12 protein-coding genes and 1 pseudogene are annotated in these 19,148 nt (G+C 59.2%); 7 read left to right on the top strand and 6 right to left on the bottom strand.

All coding sequences use genetic code 11. The annotated features are described in order from the left end of the window. The first annotated feature begins 39 nt into the window (after positions 1 to 39). The 5 genes and pseudogenes from NZK35_RS17775 (at position 40) to NZK35_RS17755 (ending at position 6,190) form a co-directional block, all read left to right on the top strand. Positions 40 to 2,082, top strand: a complete 2,043-nt coding sequence (locus NZK35_RS17775; protein ID WP_259633879.1) for a TolC family protein — start codon at positions 40 to 42, stop codon at positions 2,080 to 2,082. A gap of 19 nt (positions 2,083 to 2,101) precedes the next feature. Then, complete coding sequence (locus tag NZK35_RS17770; protein WP_259633878.1) at positions 2,102 to 3,709, top strand: efflux RND transporter periplasmic adaptor subunit; 1,608 nt, start codon at positions 2,102 to 2,104, stop codon at positions 3,707 to 3,709. A gap of 26 nt (positions 3,710 to 3,735) precedes the next feature. Next, positions 3,736 to 5,001, top strand: a complete 1,266-nt coding sequence (locus NZK35_RS17765; protein WP_259633877.1) for an ABC transporter permease — start codon at positions 3,736 to 3,738, stop codon at positions 4,999 to 5,001. A 126-nt stretch (positions 5,002 to 5,127) separates the two neighbouring features. Continuing rightward, positions 5,128 to 5,289: pseudogene (locus NZK35_RS17760) on the top strand (EcsC family protein); the annotation flags it as partial. 160 nt (positions 5,290 to 5,449) lie between these two features. Further along, the gene (locus NZK35_RS17755; protein WP_259633876.1) at positions 5,450 to 6,190 is read left to right on the top strand and encodes a carboxylesterase family protein; all 741 of its coding nucleotides are present in this window, start codon (positions 5,450 to 5,452) and stop codon (positions 6,188 to 6,190) included. 123 nt (positions 6,191 to 6,313) lie between these two features. Here the strand turns inward: NZK35_RS17755 and NZK35_RS17750 are convergent, their stop codons facing one another. Then, on the bottom strand, positions 6,314 to 8,563 hold the full coding sequence (locus NZK35_RS17750) for a serine/threonine protein kinase (protein WP_259633875.1): 2,250 nt from the start codon (positions 8,561 to 8,563) through the stop codon (positions 6,314 to 6,316). Positions 8,564 to 8,842: 279 nt separating this feature from the next. Here NZK35_RS17750 and NZK35_RS17745 point away from each other — a divergent pair, with 279 nt between their 5' ends. Beyond that, on the top strand, positions 8,843 to 10,168 hold the full coding sequence (locus NZK35_RS17745; protein ID WP_407699802.1) for a Gfo/Idh/MocA family protein: 1,326 nt from the start codon (positions 8,843 to 8,845) through the stop codon (positions 10,166 to 10,168). A 5-nt stretch (positions 10,169 to 10,173) separates the two neighbouring features. On the opposite strand, the gene NZK35_RS17740 is transcribed toward NZK35_RS17745, so the two are convergent. Next, a complete protein-coding gene (locus NZK35_RS17740; RefSeq protein WP_259633873.1) occupies positions 10,174 to 10,866 on the bottom strand; it encodes a gamma-glutamylcyclotransferase family protein in 693 nt (230 codons plus the stop codon). Between the two features lie 354 nt (positions 10,867 to 11,220). Between NZK35_RS17740 and NZK35_RS17735 the strand changes: the two genes are divergently transcribed. Next, positions 11,221 to 12,027, top strand: a complete 807-nt coding sequence (locus NZK35_RS17735) for a hypothetical protein (protein WP_259633872.1) — start codon at positions 11,221 to 11,223, stop codon at positions 12,025 to 12,027. Positions 12,028 to 12,067: 40 nt separating this feature from the next. Here the strand turns inward: NZK35_RS17735 and NZK35_RS17730 are convergent, their stop codons facing one another. The 4 genes from NZK35_RS17730 to NZK35_RS17715 form a co-directional block, all read right to left on the bottom strand. After that, on the bottom strand, positions 12,068 to 12,970 hold the full coding sequence (locus tag NZK35_RS17730) for a DMT family transporter (RefSeq protein ID WP_259633871.1): 903 nt from the start codon (positions 12,968 to 12,970) through the stop codon (positions 12,068 to 12,070). A 102-nt stretch (positions 12,971 to 13,072) separates the two neighbouring features. Continuing rightward, entirely contained in the window at positions 13,073 to 14,794 is a 1,722-nt protein-coding gene (locus NZK35_RS17725; protein WP_259633870.1) for a Na+/H+ antiporter NhaC family protein, read from the bottom strand. 108 nt (positions 14,795 to 14,902) lie between these two features. Beyond that, positions 14,903 to 17,014 carry a serine hydrolase gene (locus tag NZK35_RS17720; protein WP_259633869.1) on the bottom strand — a complete coding sequence of 704 codons (2,112 nt, stop codon included), beginning with the start codon at positions 17,012 to 17,014 and terminating at the stop codon, positions 14,903 to 14,905. 19 nt (positions 17,015 to 17,033) lie between these two features. Then, positions 17,034 to 18,656 carry an N-acyl-D-amino-acid deacylase family protein gene (locus NZK35_RS17715; RefSeq protein ID WP_259633868.1) on the bottom strand — a complete coding sequence of 541 codons (1,623 nt, stop codon included), beginning with the start codon at positions 18,654 to 18,656 and terminating at the stop codon, positions 17,034 to 17,036. Positions 18,657 to 19,148 lie beyond the last annotated feature (492 nt).

The raw sequence follows: 19,148 nt of genomic DNA, 5'->3' as shown, positions 1-19,148 counted from the left end.
TCTCGCAATTATGACCCTGGTCCGCCGGACTGTCCCCCGATGCCGCCGGACGATCCGGCTGCCCATCGTTACATGCATTGCGCGGGCGGGGTGTCAGGATTCCGTCACTGGCATGCCGACGGTGACGCCCCATCGATTGAGTCCGACATTTGGCTCGACTTCGTTTCCACCAACGATGACGGGGAAATCGAGTTATCGTCAGATCGAGCGTTCGAATTGGGATTGGTACATAGTCGAAGCTTTCAAAGTGAACTTGAAAACGTTTATCTGACAGCGCTTGCGCTGACGCTGGAACGCTTTGAATTCGACGTTCAGTGGTTCGGTGGAACAGCGACGGAATACCGCAATGGTGGACGTTTGACAGCGGACGGCAAACGCGACGAAGTGGCGTCCAATGCATTCCTGGGTTTCACTCGCAGTTTTGCCGCAGGCGGTGAATTGCTCGTGAATTTTGCAAACACATTCGTGTGGGAATTCACTGGGGGGAAGAATACGTTTGCGGTTTCCAATTTGACGATCGATTTGATTCAGCCGCTGCTGCGAGGCGCATTCCGCGACATCCGCCTTGAAAACCTGACCCAGGCGGAAAGGAACGTACTGTACGCAATCCGGGACTTTGCGCGGTATCGCAAACAGTTCTACTTTGACATCGTATCGGGTGACCAAGGTTATTTAGATTTATTGCTGAAGCTGCAAGCGATCCGAAACCTCGAAGAGAACTTGGAAGCCCTGCAACAGAATCTACTTGCCCATGAGGCGCTTGCCGAAGCGGGAATCGTCACACCGCTACAGGTCGACCAGGTTTTTCAAAGCTACCAAGCCGGTCGGTTGGCGTTGATTCGTGCTCGCAACGCTCTGGATAACTCGCTCGACGCGTACAAGATCCGGCTCGGCATACCTCCGGAGTATCCCATCGCTCTCGACGATGTTCCGTTGAATCGTTTTGAACTCACGTCGCCCGCAGTGCGTCAGTTGGAAAGCGAGATCAACGAATTGCTCGATGCGGTGCGTAGCGCCGGGCCGGAGTTAGACGCCAGCGGCCGACAGTCTGGCTATCAGAGGCTCGCCGAGCATCTCGCTGAGATGCATTCCGAGTTGGACTTGGTCGCCGGCGAGCTACAACGTTGGGAGCAGGGTGAACCCCGCCAGACTGACCCGACGGAGACCGGTAGCCGGTCGAGTCGGGACCGGCGATTGATGCGAGATCGTATGGAGGAACTCCGTCGCGAGACAATTCGTCTTCAAACCAAGATCGACCGAGCTTTGACAGGTGGGGAGATCGCGGATTTGTTGTCGCTGGAGCCGCTGTTACGACTGGCATCCAACCTGGTATCCGACTTGTACGTCATCCAAACTCAGGTAAGGACATATCTGGTCGAGCTCAAGACCGTGGAAGTCTCCCAGATCGACGCCGTGCGTCTTGCCCTGGATCGCCGACTTGACGTGATGAACCGGCAGGCAATGGTGGTGGATTCCTGGCGAAAGGTCCGCGTGGCCAAAGATGCGCTTCAAGCCGATCTGGACGTCTTTGTGGGGGCGGATATTGGCACCGTAGGCGACTCGACCAATCCGATCGACTTTTCTGCCAAGGCGAGCAGCTATCGGGTGGGGGTGTCGCTCGACGGGCCGTTGAATCGTCGTTTCGAACGAAATCAGTATCGAGCCGAGCTGATCAACTATCAGCGGACTCGACGTGATCTAATCGGGTTGCAGGATGTCGTGGTTCAGGCGGTGCGGCGCGACCTGCGCACGCTGGACGCGGAAAAGTTGAACTTTGAAATTAGCCGGCACAGCTTGGTGGCCGCGGCGCGACAAGTCGAACAGGCTCGAGTACAATTGTTGGCTCCGGACCAGTCCGGGGACTCGAGCACGACGCAAGATGCACTCAATGCACTCAGCAGCCTATTGTCGGCGAAAAATTCTCTGATCGCATCATGGGTTGCCTACGAAACCGCGCGGATGCAGTTATTACTCGATATCGAATCACTTGACCTGGACCAGTACGGTCAGATCGGAGACGACGTTCGTGCAAACACACCCCCTGCCAGAGAGGCTTTGCCGCGGCCAGACAACGCCGGCTGAATCTTCCGAACAGGAAGGGATGCCCGAGCATCGCCCTGGTGGCCACGATCGAAGACAGCGGGCGTCTCGCGATCCGATCCGTCCGGCGGCGGCGTGGGCGCTGCGGTGGCGTTCCGGAATCATCAAGGGTGTCGTCGCGATCCTGGTCGCCACCCTGGGCATCGCCCTGTTTTTATTTCGCCATCGCGTGGCAGAGTCCTTCGCCAGTTGGACCGCCGCGGATGCTCCCACTCCGCTCACCGCGGTGGCGCGTGTGACCTCAATTCCCTATCGCGTGTTGGCCGGGGGCGAATTGCTGAGCGCGCGGGCCGTTGAAGTGGTCTGTGAAGTGGAAGGCACGGCATTGAAGGTCGTTGAGATGATCCCCGAAGGCACGCAAGTTCGGGCGGGAGATGTGGTGATCCAACTCGATCCGTCTGAGATCAATGATCGTCACGCTCAGCAACGGATCACCGTGACTCAAGTCAATGCGGCCGCCAAAGCGGCAGCGGAAGAACTCAAGATCCAGCGGAATCTCGCGGCCAGCGCAATTGCCGAGGCTCAACTCACCGTCACTCTCGCCGAATTAGATCGACGCAAGTATCTTGAGGGCGAGTATCAGGTCGAGTTGAATGACCTGCGTGGATCAATCGCGTTGGCTGAAACAGATCTTCAAGACGCCCATGACATGGTCGACCACTACGAAAAGCTGGTCCGCAAGGGATTCCGCACGCCCGAACAGCTTGAAGCCAAGGTTCAGGCGGTCGAGCGGGCGCGATATGCACTCAGCCGTGACCAAGAAAAACTGCAGGTGCTCGAACGCTTTACGAAGGAACGCCAACAGGTCGAGTTGACCGCAAAAGCCGAAGAGACGATCCGCGAGTTGGAACGTGTCCGCAGCAGCGCCAGTGCAGCGATTAGCAAAGCGGAGACCGATTTGGAGGTCGCCATCGCCACCGCCGAGCTGGAGCGTGAGCAGCTTCAACGGATCGAGGAACAGCTCAAGTTTTGCGAGTTGCGTGCTCCGGTTGACGGGACCGTGATCTATGCCAAGGACAAGAACAAAAAGATCGAACTCGGTGAAGCGGTTCGATTCAAGCAGCTGATGTTCAGCCTTCCAGAACTTTCGGAGATGAAAGTCATGGCGTTCGTCCACGAATCGGAGATTCAACAGGTCCAGACGGGAATGCCTGCGAAGATCCGAGTTGATGCTTTCCCAGACTTGCCGTTGGCAGGCGAAGTGGTCGACATTGCGACGTACTATGATGCTACGCGACACTGGTTGTCGGGCGGCGTGAAAGAATATGCGACCACAATTTCGATCGACGGTTTCCCAGCGGACGCCGGTATCAAGCCGGGAATGACTGCCCAGGTCACGATTCAAGTGGGGCAGTTATCCGATGGCGTGATCGTTCCGGTTGCCGCGGTCGCCCAACAGTCCGGTCGTTATTATTGTTTTCGCCAGTCCGACGAACGCTTCGATTGCGTCGAAGTGAAGTTGGGCAAGAACACGGAGAACTACGTCGAGGTATTGACCGGATTAGGGCGGGGAGACGCAGTGGCACTGGACTCGCGATCCCGTCTTGCCGCTCACCGCTTCACTCACGGTCAGGACGGTGAACAATCTGTTCCTCCGGCCGCGCATTAAGTCAAATCCATGGTGAAGAGTTTGGTGTGAATTTGTTTCGATTATTGCGTACGATACGACTGGGGTCTCAGACGATCCGTCTGCATCGGCTGCGTTCGTTGCTCACCATCTTGGGCGTCGTCTTCGGTGTCGCTTCGGTCATCGTCATGCTCGCGGTGGGCGAGGGGGCGCGGGCGAAAGCGGTGTCGATGATCAATGAGCTTGGAACAAAAAATGTCATCATCACGAGCATCAAATCGACCGCCGTCAGTCGCGACGGTAATAGCGGCGGTGCGATCCGATACGGTTTGTCCGACCGCGACCTGCGTCGTATCGCAGCCATGCTGCCGCACGGCGCACGGATCTCTCAAACTCGCGAACATCGGCGATCGATTCGTCACCTTTCCTATCAGATTGAAGGTCGTGTCATCGGCGTGACGCCCGCGTTTGCGGAATTGAATCACCTAAGACTTGCGCGTGGTCGCTTCATCAACCGCTTGGATGAAACCGACCGACACGCCGTTGCGGTGTTGAGCGCCGGTGTGGCAGATCAGCTTTTTCCGCTGTCGCCGGCGGTCGGCGAGACCATTCGAATTGGTAGTGATCAGTACTTCTACGTGGTCGGCGTACTCGACTCGAAAGTCGACGTGTCCCAGGACTCGGGTGAAAGATATGACGAAAATGTGTTCATTCCATTTCAGTCCGATCGAATGCGGTTTGGTGAAAACACCGTCATGGATCCGGGTGGCCTGCAGCTTCCCGAGAAAGTCGAGATCAGCCAGCTGACCGTGTCGTTACCATCGACTGATCAGGTCCAACCGGTCGCGCAGTTGATTCGTTCGATCCTGATGCAAGAGGGCCGCGACAAGGAGGTTTCCTTCTTGATTCCCCTGGACCTCCAAGCGAGGGCTGAACAAACCCAACGTGTGTTTCATCTCGTGCTGGCGGCGATCGCTTCGATCTCGCTCCTGGTCGGCGGCATCGGGATCATGAATATCATGCTGGCCACGGTGACCGAGCGAACCAGGGAAATCGGAATCCGCCGAGCGCTCGGCGCACGCCGCTCTGACATCGTTTTTCAGTTCCTGATCGAAACGCTCGTTCTAACCGGCATGGGAGGCGCTTTGGGGGTTCTGTTGGGATTCGCAGGCGCCCGACTTGTGGAGTCAGTCGGGGGGGTTGCGACCATCATCCATCCCTGGTCACCGTTGCTTGCCGTTGGCATTTCCTTTGCAGTAGGATTGTTGTTCGGACTTTATCCGGCCCGTCGCGCCGCTCGGATGGATCCGATTGAAGCGCTTCGCCACGAATGACGCCGCCTGGATTGACATCGGATTCGGACGCTCCGCATGGTGAAGGATCAACTCCCGGCGTTTTCGTCGTCCCTGTCTTCGATCGTCCATTGCCCGGCGGCTTGGCAGCGGGAAAGCTGCAATTCCAGCTCGCAGGCCATTCCCGTGATCGGGGCCGTCGGCGGGGCACTGATCAACAGCTACTTCATCGATCACTACCAGGACCTGGCCCGGGCGCACTTCACGATCCGACGGCTCGAACGCACGCACGGGGAACAACCGATCAGAGAGGCCTATCGGCGGCTGTGAGACGTCGCGACGCCCGCCGGCCTTGACCACTTTTCCGATCCCCGATCCGGCGATTCAAAGCGCACCACACCCCGGCTTGCTCGCATGAGATAAACTTGTGCCACGTCCCCGGACATGCCCTTCTTTCCCCCTTTGATTTTGGAACCTGACCATGAAGCTGGTGTTCACTTCTCTTGCCCTCTTGACTGTCGCGCTCTTGAGTGCCGGGCCGATCCTCGCCGAAGAGCCTCCCGCGCCGACTCCGGGTAAGCAGATCGAACAGACGTTGCAGACGAGCGACGGCGGCAGTATTTCGTACCTGCTGTCTCTGCCCAAGGACTACGACGGCGAGTCGAAACAGCCTCTGATTCTGTTCCTTCATGGTCGCGGCGAAAGCTATGGACCACTCAGTCTGGTCGCGAAATGGGGACCGCCACGCTTTGCCGCTCGTGGCGACGATCTGCCGTATGTCCTGGTGTCCCCGCAATGCCCTGGCGATGATTCATGGAAAAACCCCACGCAACAGAAGCGGCTCGTCGAGCTGCTCGATCACATCGTCAGCACACTCAGCATCGATGAAAACCACGTCGCCCTGACCGGCCTGAGTATGGGCGGCTACGGGACCTGGCGATTGGCGGCCGACCACCCGGATCGGTTCTCCGCCGCCGTCCCGGTGTGCGGCGGTGGTGACCCGGCCGATGCAGAGAAGCTGAAGGACTTGCCGATCTGGATCTTCCATGGAGACCAGGACGGAGCGGTTCCGTTTCAGCGGTCCGTCGAAATGTTCGACGCGATCAAGCAAGCCGGTGGCGAGAAGGTCCGCTTCACGACCCTCGAACACATCGGACACAACTGCTGGTCGGCGACCTACGCGACGCCCGAACTGTTCGACTGGATCAGCAAGCAGCAACGGGATAACTAGAGGTGCCGAAGGAGAGGTTGGTCAAAAAATGAAGTCGTGCTGGTGATTGGGGACCGCTGCAGGGCGGGTGTTTTTTGACCACTTCATGTTTTGACCACGCATCGCCCTGCCGGATTCGCGGGGCTACGTGTCATTGGGGTCGACGTCGAGGGTTTGGTCCATCTTGGCCACCTGGTCGACGCCGCTGAGCGAGGCGTTGATTGGGGCGTTAAGTGGGCTGATAATCGGTTTGTCGTTGGACGTTCGATCGTGTCGTCCCCACCAGCGGTCGCCGTCTTCGATCGTCCATTGTCCGGCGGCTTGGCAGCGGGAAAGCTGCAGTTCCAGATCCCGCGCCGTCTGCGGTCGCTTGGCCCGTGTCTTTTCCAGGCAGCCCATGATCGCGTCTTCCAATTGGGCGGAGACCTTGATCTTGGATCGTTTGGACGGCAGCACCGGTGATTCTTCGAGATGTTTTTGCAACAGTTGGGCAATCCCCTCGGCTTCGAACACCGGTTTACCGGTCAGCAAAAAATAGCCGATCGCGCCGACCGCGTAGATGTCGGTGCTGGAATCGACGGTCATCGGCGCCTGGATCGCTTCGGGCGACATGTAAAGCGGGGTTCCGGTCAGCATCCCATCGTCCGAGGGTCTCTGACGATCGTCTTGATCGATCGCCTTGACCAAACCAAAGTCCAGCACCTTGACCAGATCCGGCTGGCATCCGCGGCGATTGAGCATCACGTTGGCGGGTTTGATGTCGCGGTGGACCAGTCCGTTGGAATGCGCCTCGAACAACGACCCACAGATTTGCATCAAGATGTGAATGACTCGGGCTTCTGGCTGTGGTCCATATTGATTGACCAACTGCTGTAAGTCGATTCCGTCGAGATACTCCATCGCGTAGTAGAACACGCCTTCGGGTGTTCGTCCGTAATCGTAGATCGCGATTGTGTTGGGGTGGTTCAGCTGGCAGGTAATTTGGACTTCGCGTTCAAATCGGGCGATCGAGCCTTCGTTGACCTTGTCGGCGTGCAGCAATTTGATCGCGGTGGGACGCCGGAGCATGGAGTGTCGGCCTTTGTAGACCACGCCCATGCCTCCTTCGCCGAGTTTTTGTTCCAACGTGTATTGCCCCAACTGTTGGGCTTCGATCACGGCTTCGCGGGCTTGACGCTGCAACCGCGCGACGATCAGCGTGAACACAAAGATGGCGATCGCGCTGAGGATCAACAACGTGTAAATCGCCAGAAACGCTCGTTGCAAAATCACGAGCGGTCGAAAGGCTTGTGCGACTTCGACCTCCATCGCCACACCGATTGCGTACTTGGGCATCCACGTCCACGCGCCGATGACGGGCACGCCGCGATAATCGCGATAGCCATCGACATCAAAACCGGACTGTCCCGCGATCGCCTCGGCCGCCATCTTCGTCAGCGGCAATTGCGAGCGGCGGACGTCGGGGCGAAACCCTTGGGTCATGTCATCACCGGGGTCGCGGACGAGCAATTGCAACATGGAACGCGAATCCGCTTGGTCGGGCAACAGACCGAGCAGGATCAGGTCCTCGTCGAATCGGCTTTTGGAAATCATCACACCTGCGGAATCAAAGGCGTAGCATTCGCCGGAGGATCCGATGCGTCCCAGTTGCAGGATTTCGGTGAATTCACGCTCCGGGGGGATTTGCAGAGCCAATACACCGACGACTTGAAACGCTGCGTCACGCACCGGGGCGCAGACATACATCGTCGGCACTCCCATCCGCGTTTGGCCGTTACTGTTCTTGAGCATGACGACGCTGGGAAAGGGCGTCGACACGAACGTCTCGCCTTCAAGCGCCCGGTCCAAAAATCGGTCGTACTCGTCGATCCCTGACTGACCGATCAGGGACGCGTGGGACGAGGAGAGAATGCGTTTGCGATTGTCTGCGAGCAGGAAGCCGGCAAAGTCGTGCGCCGCAAGCGCGGGTGCGAGTTCCGTCGCCAGCTGACGGTGCAGTTCCGAATCGGCTCCGGCAGCGGGCGGCGATCCCGCCTCCGGGGATTCCAGCAGCTTGTAGACGGTCTGTCGGACTTGGCTGTCGTTGGCCAAGGATTCGGCGGTCGATTCTTGAACCGTGAACCATTTGGCGAGCATCTCGGACTCCAATTCCACCAACGTCTGCAGTCCCGAGCTGACATTGCCTTTGATCGTCGTTTCAATGGCATCGCGAACGAAATAGCCGACGATCGACAGGATCACGACGGCCACAATAGGCCAAACCCAAAGCTGTTTTTTTAAGAACACCCCGGTTCGGGTGATGGTGCTGGACACGCTCTGCGACGCCCAGGTCATGTGCGCCTGGGGCGGTTGGGTGGCAAGTCTGGGGCGGCGAAAGCGTTTCAGCGGGTTCATTGCGACGAAGGGGAGCGTGGTTTGGACCGTGGGGACGGTACCGAGGTTAGTCCAAATCGCGAAACAGACGGTCTGATATTCGAAGTATAATCAGCGGTCATGCTGGACGAACCGGATCAGTGACGGTCCGTTCGTACGGGTGGTGCGTTGCCGCGCCAGACGGTCTTTCCGGTCCGACAGTTTCCCCTTCACCCTCCTTCATTGCATTCGCTTCCGCCCCGAGGAATTCAATCGATGTCAACATCTCGCAGAACAACCCGCCGTCAGATTCTTCAGGGCATGGCCGCCGTCGGCGCGGCGAGCATTCTGCCGTCCGCGTCCAACCGTGCCGTCGGATTCGAATCTGCCAACGGGCGTCCCGTGTTTGCCACCATCGGTCTTCGCAATCAAGGTTGGACGATCACTCAAAAATCGTTCCGTTTTGCCGACTTCGCCGCATTGGCCGACGTGGATGCGAACGTGCTGGGCGATAACGTCGAAAAAGTCAAGAAAGCTCAGGGCAAGGCGCCCGATGCCTACAAGGACTATCGCAAAATCTTGGACCGCAAAGACATCGACGCGGTGATGATCGCCACGCCGGACCACTGGCACACCAAGATCGCGATCGAGGCCATGTATGCGGGCAAAGACGTCTACTGCGAAAAACCGCTCACGCTGACCATCGACGAAGGCAAACAGATCGAAAAGGTCGTCAAAGAAACCGGACGCGTGTTCCAAGTCGGTACCATGCAGCGGACCGAATCCGAACAACGCTTCCTGCAGGCGGTCGCGTTGGTCAACAGCGGTCGCATCGGCACGGTCCACAAAGTCACCTGCGGAATCAACGGCATGGTCGCGTCCCCCAAGATTCCCGTCGCCCCCGTGCCCGACGGGCTGGATTGGGATCTTTGGCTCGGACCGGCACAGAAAGTTGACTATCGAGCGCTCCCCGAGCTGCGCGAAGGCTACGGTGGCGGCGTGCCGCTGTACAGCAATTGCCACTATTCCTTCAGGAACTGGCACGAGTATTCCGGCGGCAAGCTGACCGACTGGGGAGCCCACCACGTCGACATCGCGTGCTGGGCACTCGGCGCCAGCGACACCGGTCCCAGTAAAATCGCTCCGATCGATTACTCGTTGCCGGTCGAATACAAGGACGGTCATCCCACCGTCGCCGATCAGTACAACGCGGCGACGCAGTTCAACATCCGAGTCGACATGCCCAACGATGTCGAGATGATTATCACCAGCGAAGGCGACAACGGCATTCTGTTCGAAGGAACCAAAGGCCGTTTCTTTGTCAATCGCGGAAAGATCGTCGGTCGGCCCGTCGAGGACCTCGTCCAAAATCCTCTGCCCGAAGGGGCGGTCGAAGCGGTGTACGGTGGACCGGTCAGCGAGAACCACACCGCCAACTTCATCGAAGGCATGAAATCGCGGAAGCAACCGATCTCCGACGTCTGGACCCACAACCGGATGCTGGAGATTTGTCACCTGTCCAATATCGCGATGCGGCTGGGACGCGAACTCAACTGGGATCCGGACAAGCGAGAAATCATCGGCGACGAACAAGCCAATTCGTTCCTGTCGCGCGAAAGCCGCAAGGGATTTGAAATCCAAACCTGATCGACTTAGGGATCGATGACTTTGGTCGCGATGGCTGCTTGGACCAGTTCGCTGACGGAGCTGAAGCCCGGGCCGCCTTCGACCAACTGCGTCATCATCGCACGAGTCTCGGCCACCGTCAGGCGACGCCCCCGGGTGTCGCCCCAGATCAGTCGCGCCTCGCGACAGGGTTGGCACAGCATGTGGAGTTGATCATCTTCCTTGATAAACACGACTTCACCGGGCTTTTGGCAGCAGGCGCAATCGTCCGTGAAGGTTTGTGATTTATCCAACGCTTCGAAGTATTGCCAGGACAGAAAATCCTTGGCGGCCAGGATGTGGTTCAAGTAATTGCGGGAGGGCCGCAGCCCGTCGGCGAGCTTGTCAGGCTGGGCCTGGTAGGTGATGCACGTCACCGACTGGTCCTTGGACGACACGGTGACTTCGATCCGTCCGTAGTGATCGGGATAGCGTTCGGATTCATCCAAACGCCCCAAATGATCATCCGCAATCTCGTAGAGAATGCCTTCGACTTCGCCGGCCGGGTCTTCGTTGATGTTGGCGAATCCGATTCCGGACGGCAGCGCCTCCCGCAACGCCATTTTGTTGAACAGCAATCGATAGCCCTTCAGCACCGCCGGCTCGGCGCTCGTGAACGCGACCCCCTTCTTTTCCATGATCGCCTCGTTGCAGTTCGAGCCGTAGGCGAAATATTTCATGATTTGGTGCGTGTGTTTCGGGAAATGGTGGGGTGGCCGGAGCGAGGTCGAGTCCATCGCTGACCGTCATGCGAACCCGGGTCAGTCTAACACACGGCCAACGTTTGCATCAATTCGCGGCTATTAGTGCTCGTCAGTCAGCCGACGGCACTGTCGGCCATCAAGACGTGACAGCCGATTTCGCCAATCGCGACCAAAAAATTTGCTTTGGGATCGTCGATGCGAGAAGATGGAGTCGTGATTTCTGCCAAATGGGGCGCCTTGACGGGCAGAGCCTGCGGCCTGAACCAGGATGCGAGGGACGCATGAACAAGGGGAGAGTTTTCAGGCCGACGAATCAAGTGGGGGAATCCGATGTCAACGTTTTTGACGCAAGCACAAGTGGATGTCACGTTCAACGCGTGGTGGAATGAGTATGGTCGAACTCCGCAAAGCGTCCATCGCGCTCTGACACGGACGATCAAGCAGATCAACGGGGAGCCCGTTCGCCGACCCAACGGTCCGTTTCCACTGGGCTACATTCCGCCGCCGTTGCGCAAAAGAGCCAAGGCGACTCCGCCGCCCAAACCGGCGAGTGAAAACGATGCCAAGCAGCTCAAACGCCAAGCCCAGCAAAAGGCCCCCGCCGGACGCGTCGCGGCGAAAAAGGAATTGCGGCAAACCGAACGTGAGATCTCGCGTTTGAAGAAACGCTACGCGGTCATGGAGCGTATTCTCAAGGAACGAAATCTGACCATTCCCGGTCATGTCGCCGATGCGTTGTTGTTCATGCCGTGTTACCGCGATCCGGCGGACAAATTGCGTCACGAAGAGGAGGTGTTTAAACGCTACAAGAACGACATCGACAGCGCGAACCGGAGCTCGCATCAGTGGCGGTACCAGCAAGAAACCGAGCGTCTGCAACGAGAACGGCGGCGAAAGATGCTTGCGGAGATCGAATGGATGAGCAAGAACACCATCGGCGCTGGGGTTTACGGCATGCAACGCGAGGCCGGTCGCAGCCATGAGGACGCGATGGCTCGCGCTAAAGAAACGCAACACGTCTTTGATCTGGCCGGCAGTGGTGTTGCGGCCCCAGCCGCGGCCCGCGAAGCGAACTCGGTTCGGCACAACACGCGGTCGCATCGCAGCGACAAACAAACGGTCGGGCCGAACCGGTGACGCCCCGCGGTCGTCTGTCCCGCGACGTCACAGCGTCGCCTTACAAAAACCGCCGCTTGGTGTTGCGTATCACCGCGGGCAGATAACGCTGCACCAAGCCGACAAAAATTAAACCGCCCCCGACAAGCGTCCACCACTGAGGCGCGTCATAGGAGGGATGGTGGCGCCAAGCAAGGTAGACCCAGATCGGTACCAGGATCGGTTCGATCAAGATCAGCATTGAGGCCTCGGCGCTGTTGACCCGGCGTAGTCCACGGGCGAACACGATGTACGGGATCGACATCTGAATCACGCCGAACGCGCCCAGTGCGACATACGCGGAAACCTGAATCGTTTGGTGGCTGGACCAGGCCCAGGGAAGCAACAGCAAGACGGTCGCGGCATGATTGAGCGTGATCAACCACGCCGAATCCACGTCGCTCATCGATCGTATCGTCAGGACTACGCCGGCGAACGTGATTCCCGACAGGACGGCCAGGGCTGTTGCCGGCAAGTTCCCTCCGCTGCGGAGTTCCATGGCGAGAATCAACGCGACACCGGCAATGCAGAACAAGAACATGCGGACGTCGGCGACGCGCACGCGATCCTTGAGAATCGTCACCGCGCCGAGCATGACCCAGGCGGGGGAGAGGTATTGCAGCCAGATCACGCTGGCCGCCGGGATGTACACCATGGCCGACATAAACGACCAGACCATCAGCGCGAAGCAGACCGTCATTGGGATCATCGCTGGCCGAAATTCCGGGCGACGAATCAACGGTACCAGAATGACCAACGCAAACAGGCTGCGAAAGAACGCCAGCAACACGCCCCGAGACTCCGGCGGCCAGCCATCAAACCAAGGCGCCTTGGCAAAAAAGCCACTCATGCTCCACATCACCGCCGCCAAGACGATCAATAGTCTGCCGCGCCAGGCTTCGTTCGGGGGGGGATTCGAAATCACGGGTCGCTTCGATGTCGCTGCGGTCGCCAGAACGCAGACAGTGAACAGGGGAAATCCACCCGCTGGCGAAGGTGGCGACGTCAGGGAAAACGCAATGGAAACTCAATCATCCGCGCCATTGGGCGTCCGCTTCCCCATGATCGCCACCACACCGACCAGCAACATCGCTTGGATCATGATCAGCCACCCCCAACTGATGCCCCAACCGATCGGCAGGGTCCCGGCGACGATCGCGATCGTACCCGCGGTGACCGCGTAAGGCATTTGCGTCAACACGTGTTCCATGTGGTCGCAGCCACAGGCCTGGGAGGACAGGATGGTGGTGTCGGAGATCGGTGAACAGTGATCGCCGAACACGGCACCGGAGAGCACGCTGGCGATCGTCGCCAACATCAACGGATGGGTCAACGCATCGGTTGTCGAAGCGTCCGGCGGCAGCAATCCGATCAGCGGAGCGGTCAGCGTCAGTGTCATCGGCATCAGCAACCCCATGGTGCCGAAACTGGTGCCGGTGGAAAACGACAGCACCGCGGCCAACAAAAACACGATCGTGGGTAGCAGGCGAACCACCATCGGTACCGAATGGGATCGCGGGGTCGCCGAGTCTTGCTGCGGAGAAACCCTGGCCCCGGACAAAATCGTTTCGGCGACGAACTGCCCCGTGTACAGCCGATGGTCTTGGAATTCGAACGACGTGCCGGATTGCCCATCCACGGACTTGCCACCGGTCAACCGTGACAGCGCCGAAGCGGTCCAGAGGATCACGATCGCAGGCAGGACGATTTTCATGCCTCCCCAGCTGGCTTCGCGGACCTGCTGCAACGTCAGCAGTTTTCGGGTCAGACAAATCACTGCGATCGTTGCCAGACCCAACAGCGCACCGTATTGCAGGGCCAGACTCGAGTCGGCGGCACCGAGAATATCTCGCAGCGGCGGCGTATCACCGGCGGGCTCCGATGAACCCGACCGCAGCGAAGCGGTTCCTGTCGTGTACAGCAACGCGATCACGACGGCCAACGTCACCGCGATCGGAACGACCGCGACACGCCAGGACGCCGCCGCGGTCGGTTCGGTCAACGGGTCGGCGATCGAACCGGGATCGTCCAGCCGCTGATCTGATCCGGCAACCACTGCTTTTTCGGCCCGCAGCATCGGACCGAAATCTCGTCCCATCAGCGCCAGGATCGGCACCATGGCGAGCGCCAGAATGGCGTAAAAGCGATACGGCACGCTGGCGATGAACAATTCCATCGCGCGCGATACGTTTGCCCCTTCGATGTCACCGAGTCCTTCGGCGATGTAATCGATCTCGACGGCGATCCAGGTCGACAGCAGCGCCAAACTGGCCATCGGTGCCGCCGTGGAATCGACGATGTAAGCGAGTTTTTGCCGTGAGATTTTCAGCCGGTCACAAAGCGGTCGCAGGGTGCCGCCCAACAAGACGGTATTGGAGTAATCGTCAAAGAAGACGATCAATCCCAGCATCCACGTCGTCAGTTGTCCGCCCCGCCGTGTTTTGGCGATCGGGGAAATTAATTGGATCAGCCCCAGCATCCCGCCGCTGCGACTGATCACGCCGATCATCGCCCCCATCAGCAGGGTAAAGGAAAAGATTCGCAGCTTTCCGGGGTCGGCCAGAGTCGGCCACAAATGGACTTCGCAAAAATCGACCAATGCCCCGATCGGGTCACCGCCGTTGGTGATCAACGCGCCGCAAAAAATGCCCATCAACAGCGACAACGCGGCCCGCTTGGTCACCATCGCCAGCACGATGGCGACCAGCGGGGGCAGTAAGCTGAACCAGCCGTAGGGATGATCGTTCAAGGGATTGATTCAGGTAAATAGGGAATCGGTCGACGGCAGCGTTCGGGTCGCAACACGCGCTCCCGCGTCGCGCGGTTGGCCGGTTTTCGAGCGACTTGCTGATGTCTGCTACCGGCGGTCCGTGTCCGCCTGGCCCGAAAGATAGCGATTCCAGACCCAACGAAACAGGTTGCGCGTATCGCTGTAGCGGGCATCCGAGGAGGTCGACCCGAGGACCACGACGATCCGCGACTGTCCATCGCGTGTTCCCTTGGCAATCAAGCACGCGCCCGCAGCACCGGTGGTACCGGTCTTGACGCCTTCGTAGCCGTTGATTTTCAGGAGTCGGTTGGTGTTGTACCACGCGACGTTACGTTGATAGCCGCCGGGACCGGTTACGACGCAGCCGTATTGCGGAGTCGCGACGACACGCATGATTTTCTCACGTGAACTCGCCGCGACAGCCAGTTTGGCCAGATCACTCGCGCTGGCCTGGTGTCCCGGTTCGGTCAAGCCATGCGGATTGACAAACGTCGTGTGTTGCAGATCATGGCGCTCCGCCAACACGTTCATCGCTTCGATGAAGCGATCGTAGGCCGCGGTTGCCGTCCACGTTGCCTCGGGAAACGCGGTGGCGAGCAATTCACGCTGAGCCCCGAAGTGTTCGGCAAAGGCAACACTGGCATCGTTCCCCGAGGGCAACAACAGCCCATACATTAGTTGCTCGACGGTCAGCGACTCGCCGACACCGAGCCGCGTGCTTGAACCGATCGTGTCGTCAGCGCGTTTGGAAAACGTGACCGTTTGGCTCCAGATGCCCGGATCATGTTTGGCCAATTCACTAATCACCATGGCGGTCATCAGCTTGGTGGTACTGGCCATCGGTCGCGGGTCGTTTTCATGATGGCCGGCGATCAGCGCGCCGCTAGCCGCGTCGACGATCGCCCACGCTTTGGCGGTGACGAACGGAGCGTCTTGGAGTGGATCGGCGGGTTCCTTTTCGGGCCACTGAGAATTCAACGTCGCGGGCTCAGGGACCGCTTCGTCTTGATCGATCAACGTCCCCAGTGCCGCAAATGTTTCTTCGTTGACAATGCCGGTCGATCGCAGTTGCTTCGATTCCTGAAAACGCATCACGGCCGCTTCGGTCATCGGTCCAAAGTCGCCATCGATCGACAGTCCGGGCGACGGCGTCATCCGTGCGTTCAGGGTGCGTTGCAGCGACTCGACCAAGTCACCGTGGGCCCCCAGTTTGAGCCGCGTGGATTCGGCCGAGTCGGCGGAGTCGTCGTTTCCGTAAAAGGCTTGGTAGGCGGCGCGGCCGATGTCGGCGATCAATCGATGCGGCGCGCTGTCGGCCGACCAACCGCGATCCTTGTTGTTCTCGGTCAACACACAAATGGCAAACGCTTGGTCTTTACCGGGACCATAGATGATCCCCGCGTCGGTACGAACCGAGGAGACGCCGCCGGTTTTGTGCGCGATTTTGGTTCCCGATGGCAGTCCCGCCGGCAATTTGACCTGGTCATCACAGCTCAACAGATGTGCGATCATGGCCTCGCAAGATGACTTGCTGGCGACTTGATGCGTATGAATTCCTTCCAGCAAGGTGATCATGTCGGCGGCCGAGGTGCTGCCCAGCCCGTACCGTTGGCTACGCTTCGGAGCGATCGACGTGTCGCGGCGATAGACCTTGGCATGAAGTTGCGTGTGAAGCAGCCCGAGCGATTTCATCGATTCAGTGGTCGTCGGCAGCCCCACCTGGTCGATCACCAAGTTGGTCGCCGTGTTGTCGCTGTAACGGATCATCAACCGAATCGCATCGATCAGCGGAAGCTTCAATCCCGGGCTGAAATGTCGGGTCAAGATCCCCGAGCCGGGCACTTTGTCCTCGCGCGTCAACTCGATCAATTGGGCGGGATCCAAGGTCGCCGAATCAATTTGTTGGTACGTTGCGACCAGCAGCGGCAACTTGATCAGACTGGCCGTTGCCATCGGCTGATCGCGGCGGTACCAAAATTCTCCGTCGCCGGACAAATTCTTGATTCCGACTCCCACATCACCCTGGTAGTCGCTGATCAGTGGCGTGATGCGTCCGGCCAAGTCATCCGAAAGTTTGTCCTGGGCGACCAAGCCGACACAAGGCAGGACGGCCAGAACGGCCAGATCAAAAAAACGCCAGAGGCACTGCCGGGCTGACGGACCAGCGGCAGATCGGGAAGCGGAAGTCGGGGAATTCATGGTTGATCGTGATTGAGGTTTATTGGTCATCGATGCTCTTGCGGATCGCGCGGCCGGCCAAGCCGCCTGTCGCCCTGCCATCAGCGATCGCCGGTCTGCCATTGACCCACAAGTGCACCAACCCATCGCTGTACTGATGCGGATTGACGAAGGTGGACCGATCGATAAAGGCGTCCAGATCGATGACGGCGATATCCGCGGCGTACCCGACACGAAGAAATCCTCGATCCTGGACTTCCAAAATCTCCGCCGGCAATCCGGTCGCACTGTAGATCGCCTGTTCCAGGGGAATGACCTTTTCACGATGGGCGTAGTAGCCGATTCGTCGTGGGAAGGTGCCGTAGTTGCGAGGATGCGGCACCGAGCCCGACGGCAACTTCGCCGAACCGTCCGACGCCGTCGCGACCCAGGGTTGCTGCATCACGAACCGCACGTCGCTCTCATTGATGCTGTGGTTGACGACCGACGCGCCGCCGCTGCGCTCGATCTGCAGGACCAGATCCAGTGTGTCGACACCTTGCTCGGCGGCGATTTCGTCTAGTCGGCGTCCTGCCCAGTCCGGTTGGACCGCATAGGAGGCGATTTGAATGCGATGCCCGTTGTCGGTGATTTCAAGTTTCTTGCCGATGGCGTTGATGATCCGCTTGGTTTGCTCATCGGCCTTGTCGATCCGCGCGATCATCTCTTTGCGTCCTCCGGCGCGTGCCCAAGCGGGGATGCAGGTCGCACCGAGCGACGTGCTCGATGCGGTGTAGGGGTACTGATCGGCGGTGATGACTTGCCCTTCGCCGCGTCGCTTGTTGATTTGTTCGACGGCCCTGCGGACCAGTCCCCAGGAGTCTTGGCCGGAGGATTTAAAGTGCGAGATGTGGACGGGAAGTTTCGCCCTGCTGCCGATCTCCAAGGCTTCGGTCACCGAATCGAGCAATCCCGTGCCCTCGTTGCGGATGTGGCTGGCGTAGATTCCGTCGTGCTCGGCGACCACTTCGGCAATCGCGACCAGTTCGTCGGTATCAGCGTACGAGCTGGGGACATAGATCAGCCCGGTCGACATTCCCCACGCTCCGTCAGTCATCGCCTGTTCGGCCAACCGGCGCATTTCTTGCAGCTCGTCGGCGGTTGCGCTGCGTTGTTCGCTACCGATGACCTTGCGACGCAGGCTGCCCTGGGGCAACAAGTGCATGATGTTCGGACCGGCACCTCGCTCGTCGATTTCATCGTAATACCGGCCGACGTCGACCGGACCACTGCCGCAGTTGCCGGTGACCAGGGTCGTGCAACCTTGCGTCAGATAGTTCATGCCCGACGCCGTTTCCTTCTCCTGAATCTCGCCGTCGCTGTGATTGTGCAGGTCAATGAAACCGGGGCAGATGATCAGACCGGTGCAGTCGATTTCGCGGATCGGCGAACGGCCCGGATCAATCTCGCCGACGGCCACGATTTTGTCACCGGATATCGCGACGTCACCTGTCGTAGGAGGGCTGCCATCACCGAGGTGCAAGATGCCATTGCGTAGCACCAAATCGATCGGCGCCGGGTCTTGGCCGCAGACTTTGGTTGCCGGATGAAGTCCCGGTAATACGAGAGCGAGTGTGCTGGCAATGACCCTTGCACGAAGAAAACGGATACGGCTGGCAGGCATTCGTTCGGCGACCTCAGCATTTCGTCGGGGAAAAAACTCGGCGGCAGTTTACCACGCAGCAAACGCCGACGTGGATACTCGGTTCGCTGGCACTCGGCGGTGACAACAAACGAGTTCTTTTGGTTGGCGGCAGGGCCCGAGCCCTCCGGTCTCTTAGGCTTGCGTCACACCGAGGCCGGACGGCTCGCGCCGTTCCGTTAACAGCTTCAACGCCGATGTACGCGGCATGACCCCGGCGGGGTCAAAGCCAGTAGCCGGAGGTGAGCGCAGCGACACCTCCGGACATCCGGCCCCCGGCTGACACGACCCCGAAGGGTGTCGAAGCAAATCACGCCAGAGCCCTCGAAGTTGGCCTGCTTCCCCGAGGGGACGAGCCGCCCGATCAACTCTTTTGCAAACGCGGACTGCGGCACCGACGTCGGATTGATTCGCTGCGACCCCGTCCGGGGTCGAGGGGGGGTGGGGACGCGCGTCCCGGAGGTGGCGCTGCGC

It is taken from the genome of Stieleria sedimenti (assembly GCF_025060895.1).
Taxonomy (GTDB): domain Bacteria; phylum Planctomycetota; class Planctomycetia; order Pirellulales; family Pirellulaceae; genus Stieleria; species Stieleria sedimenti.
Note: the sequence above shows the minus strand (reverse complement) of the source record. Positions and strands in the feature narration are given on the sequence as shown.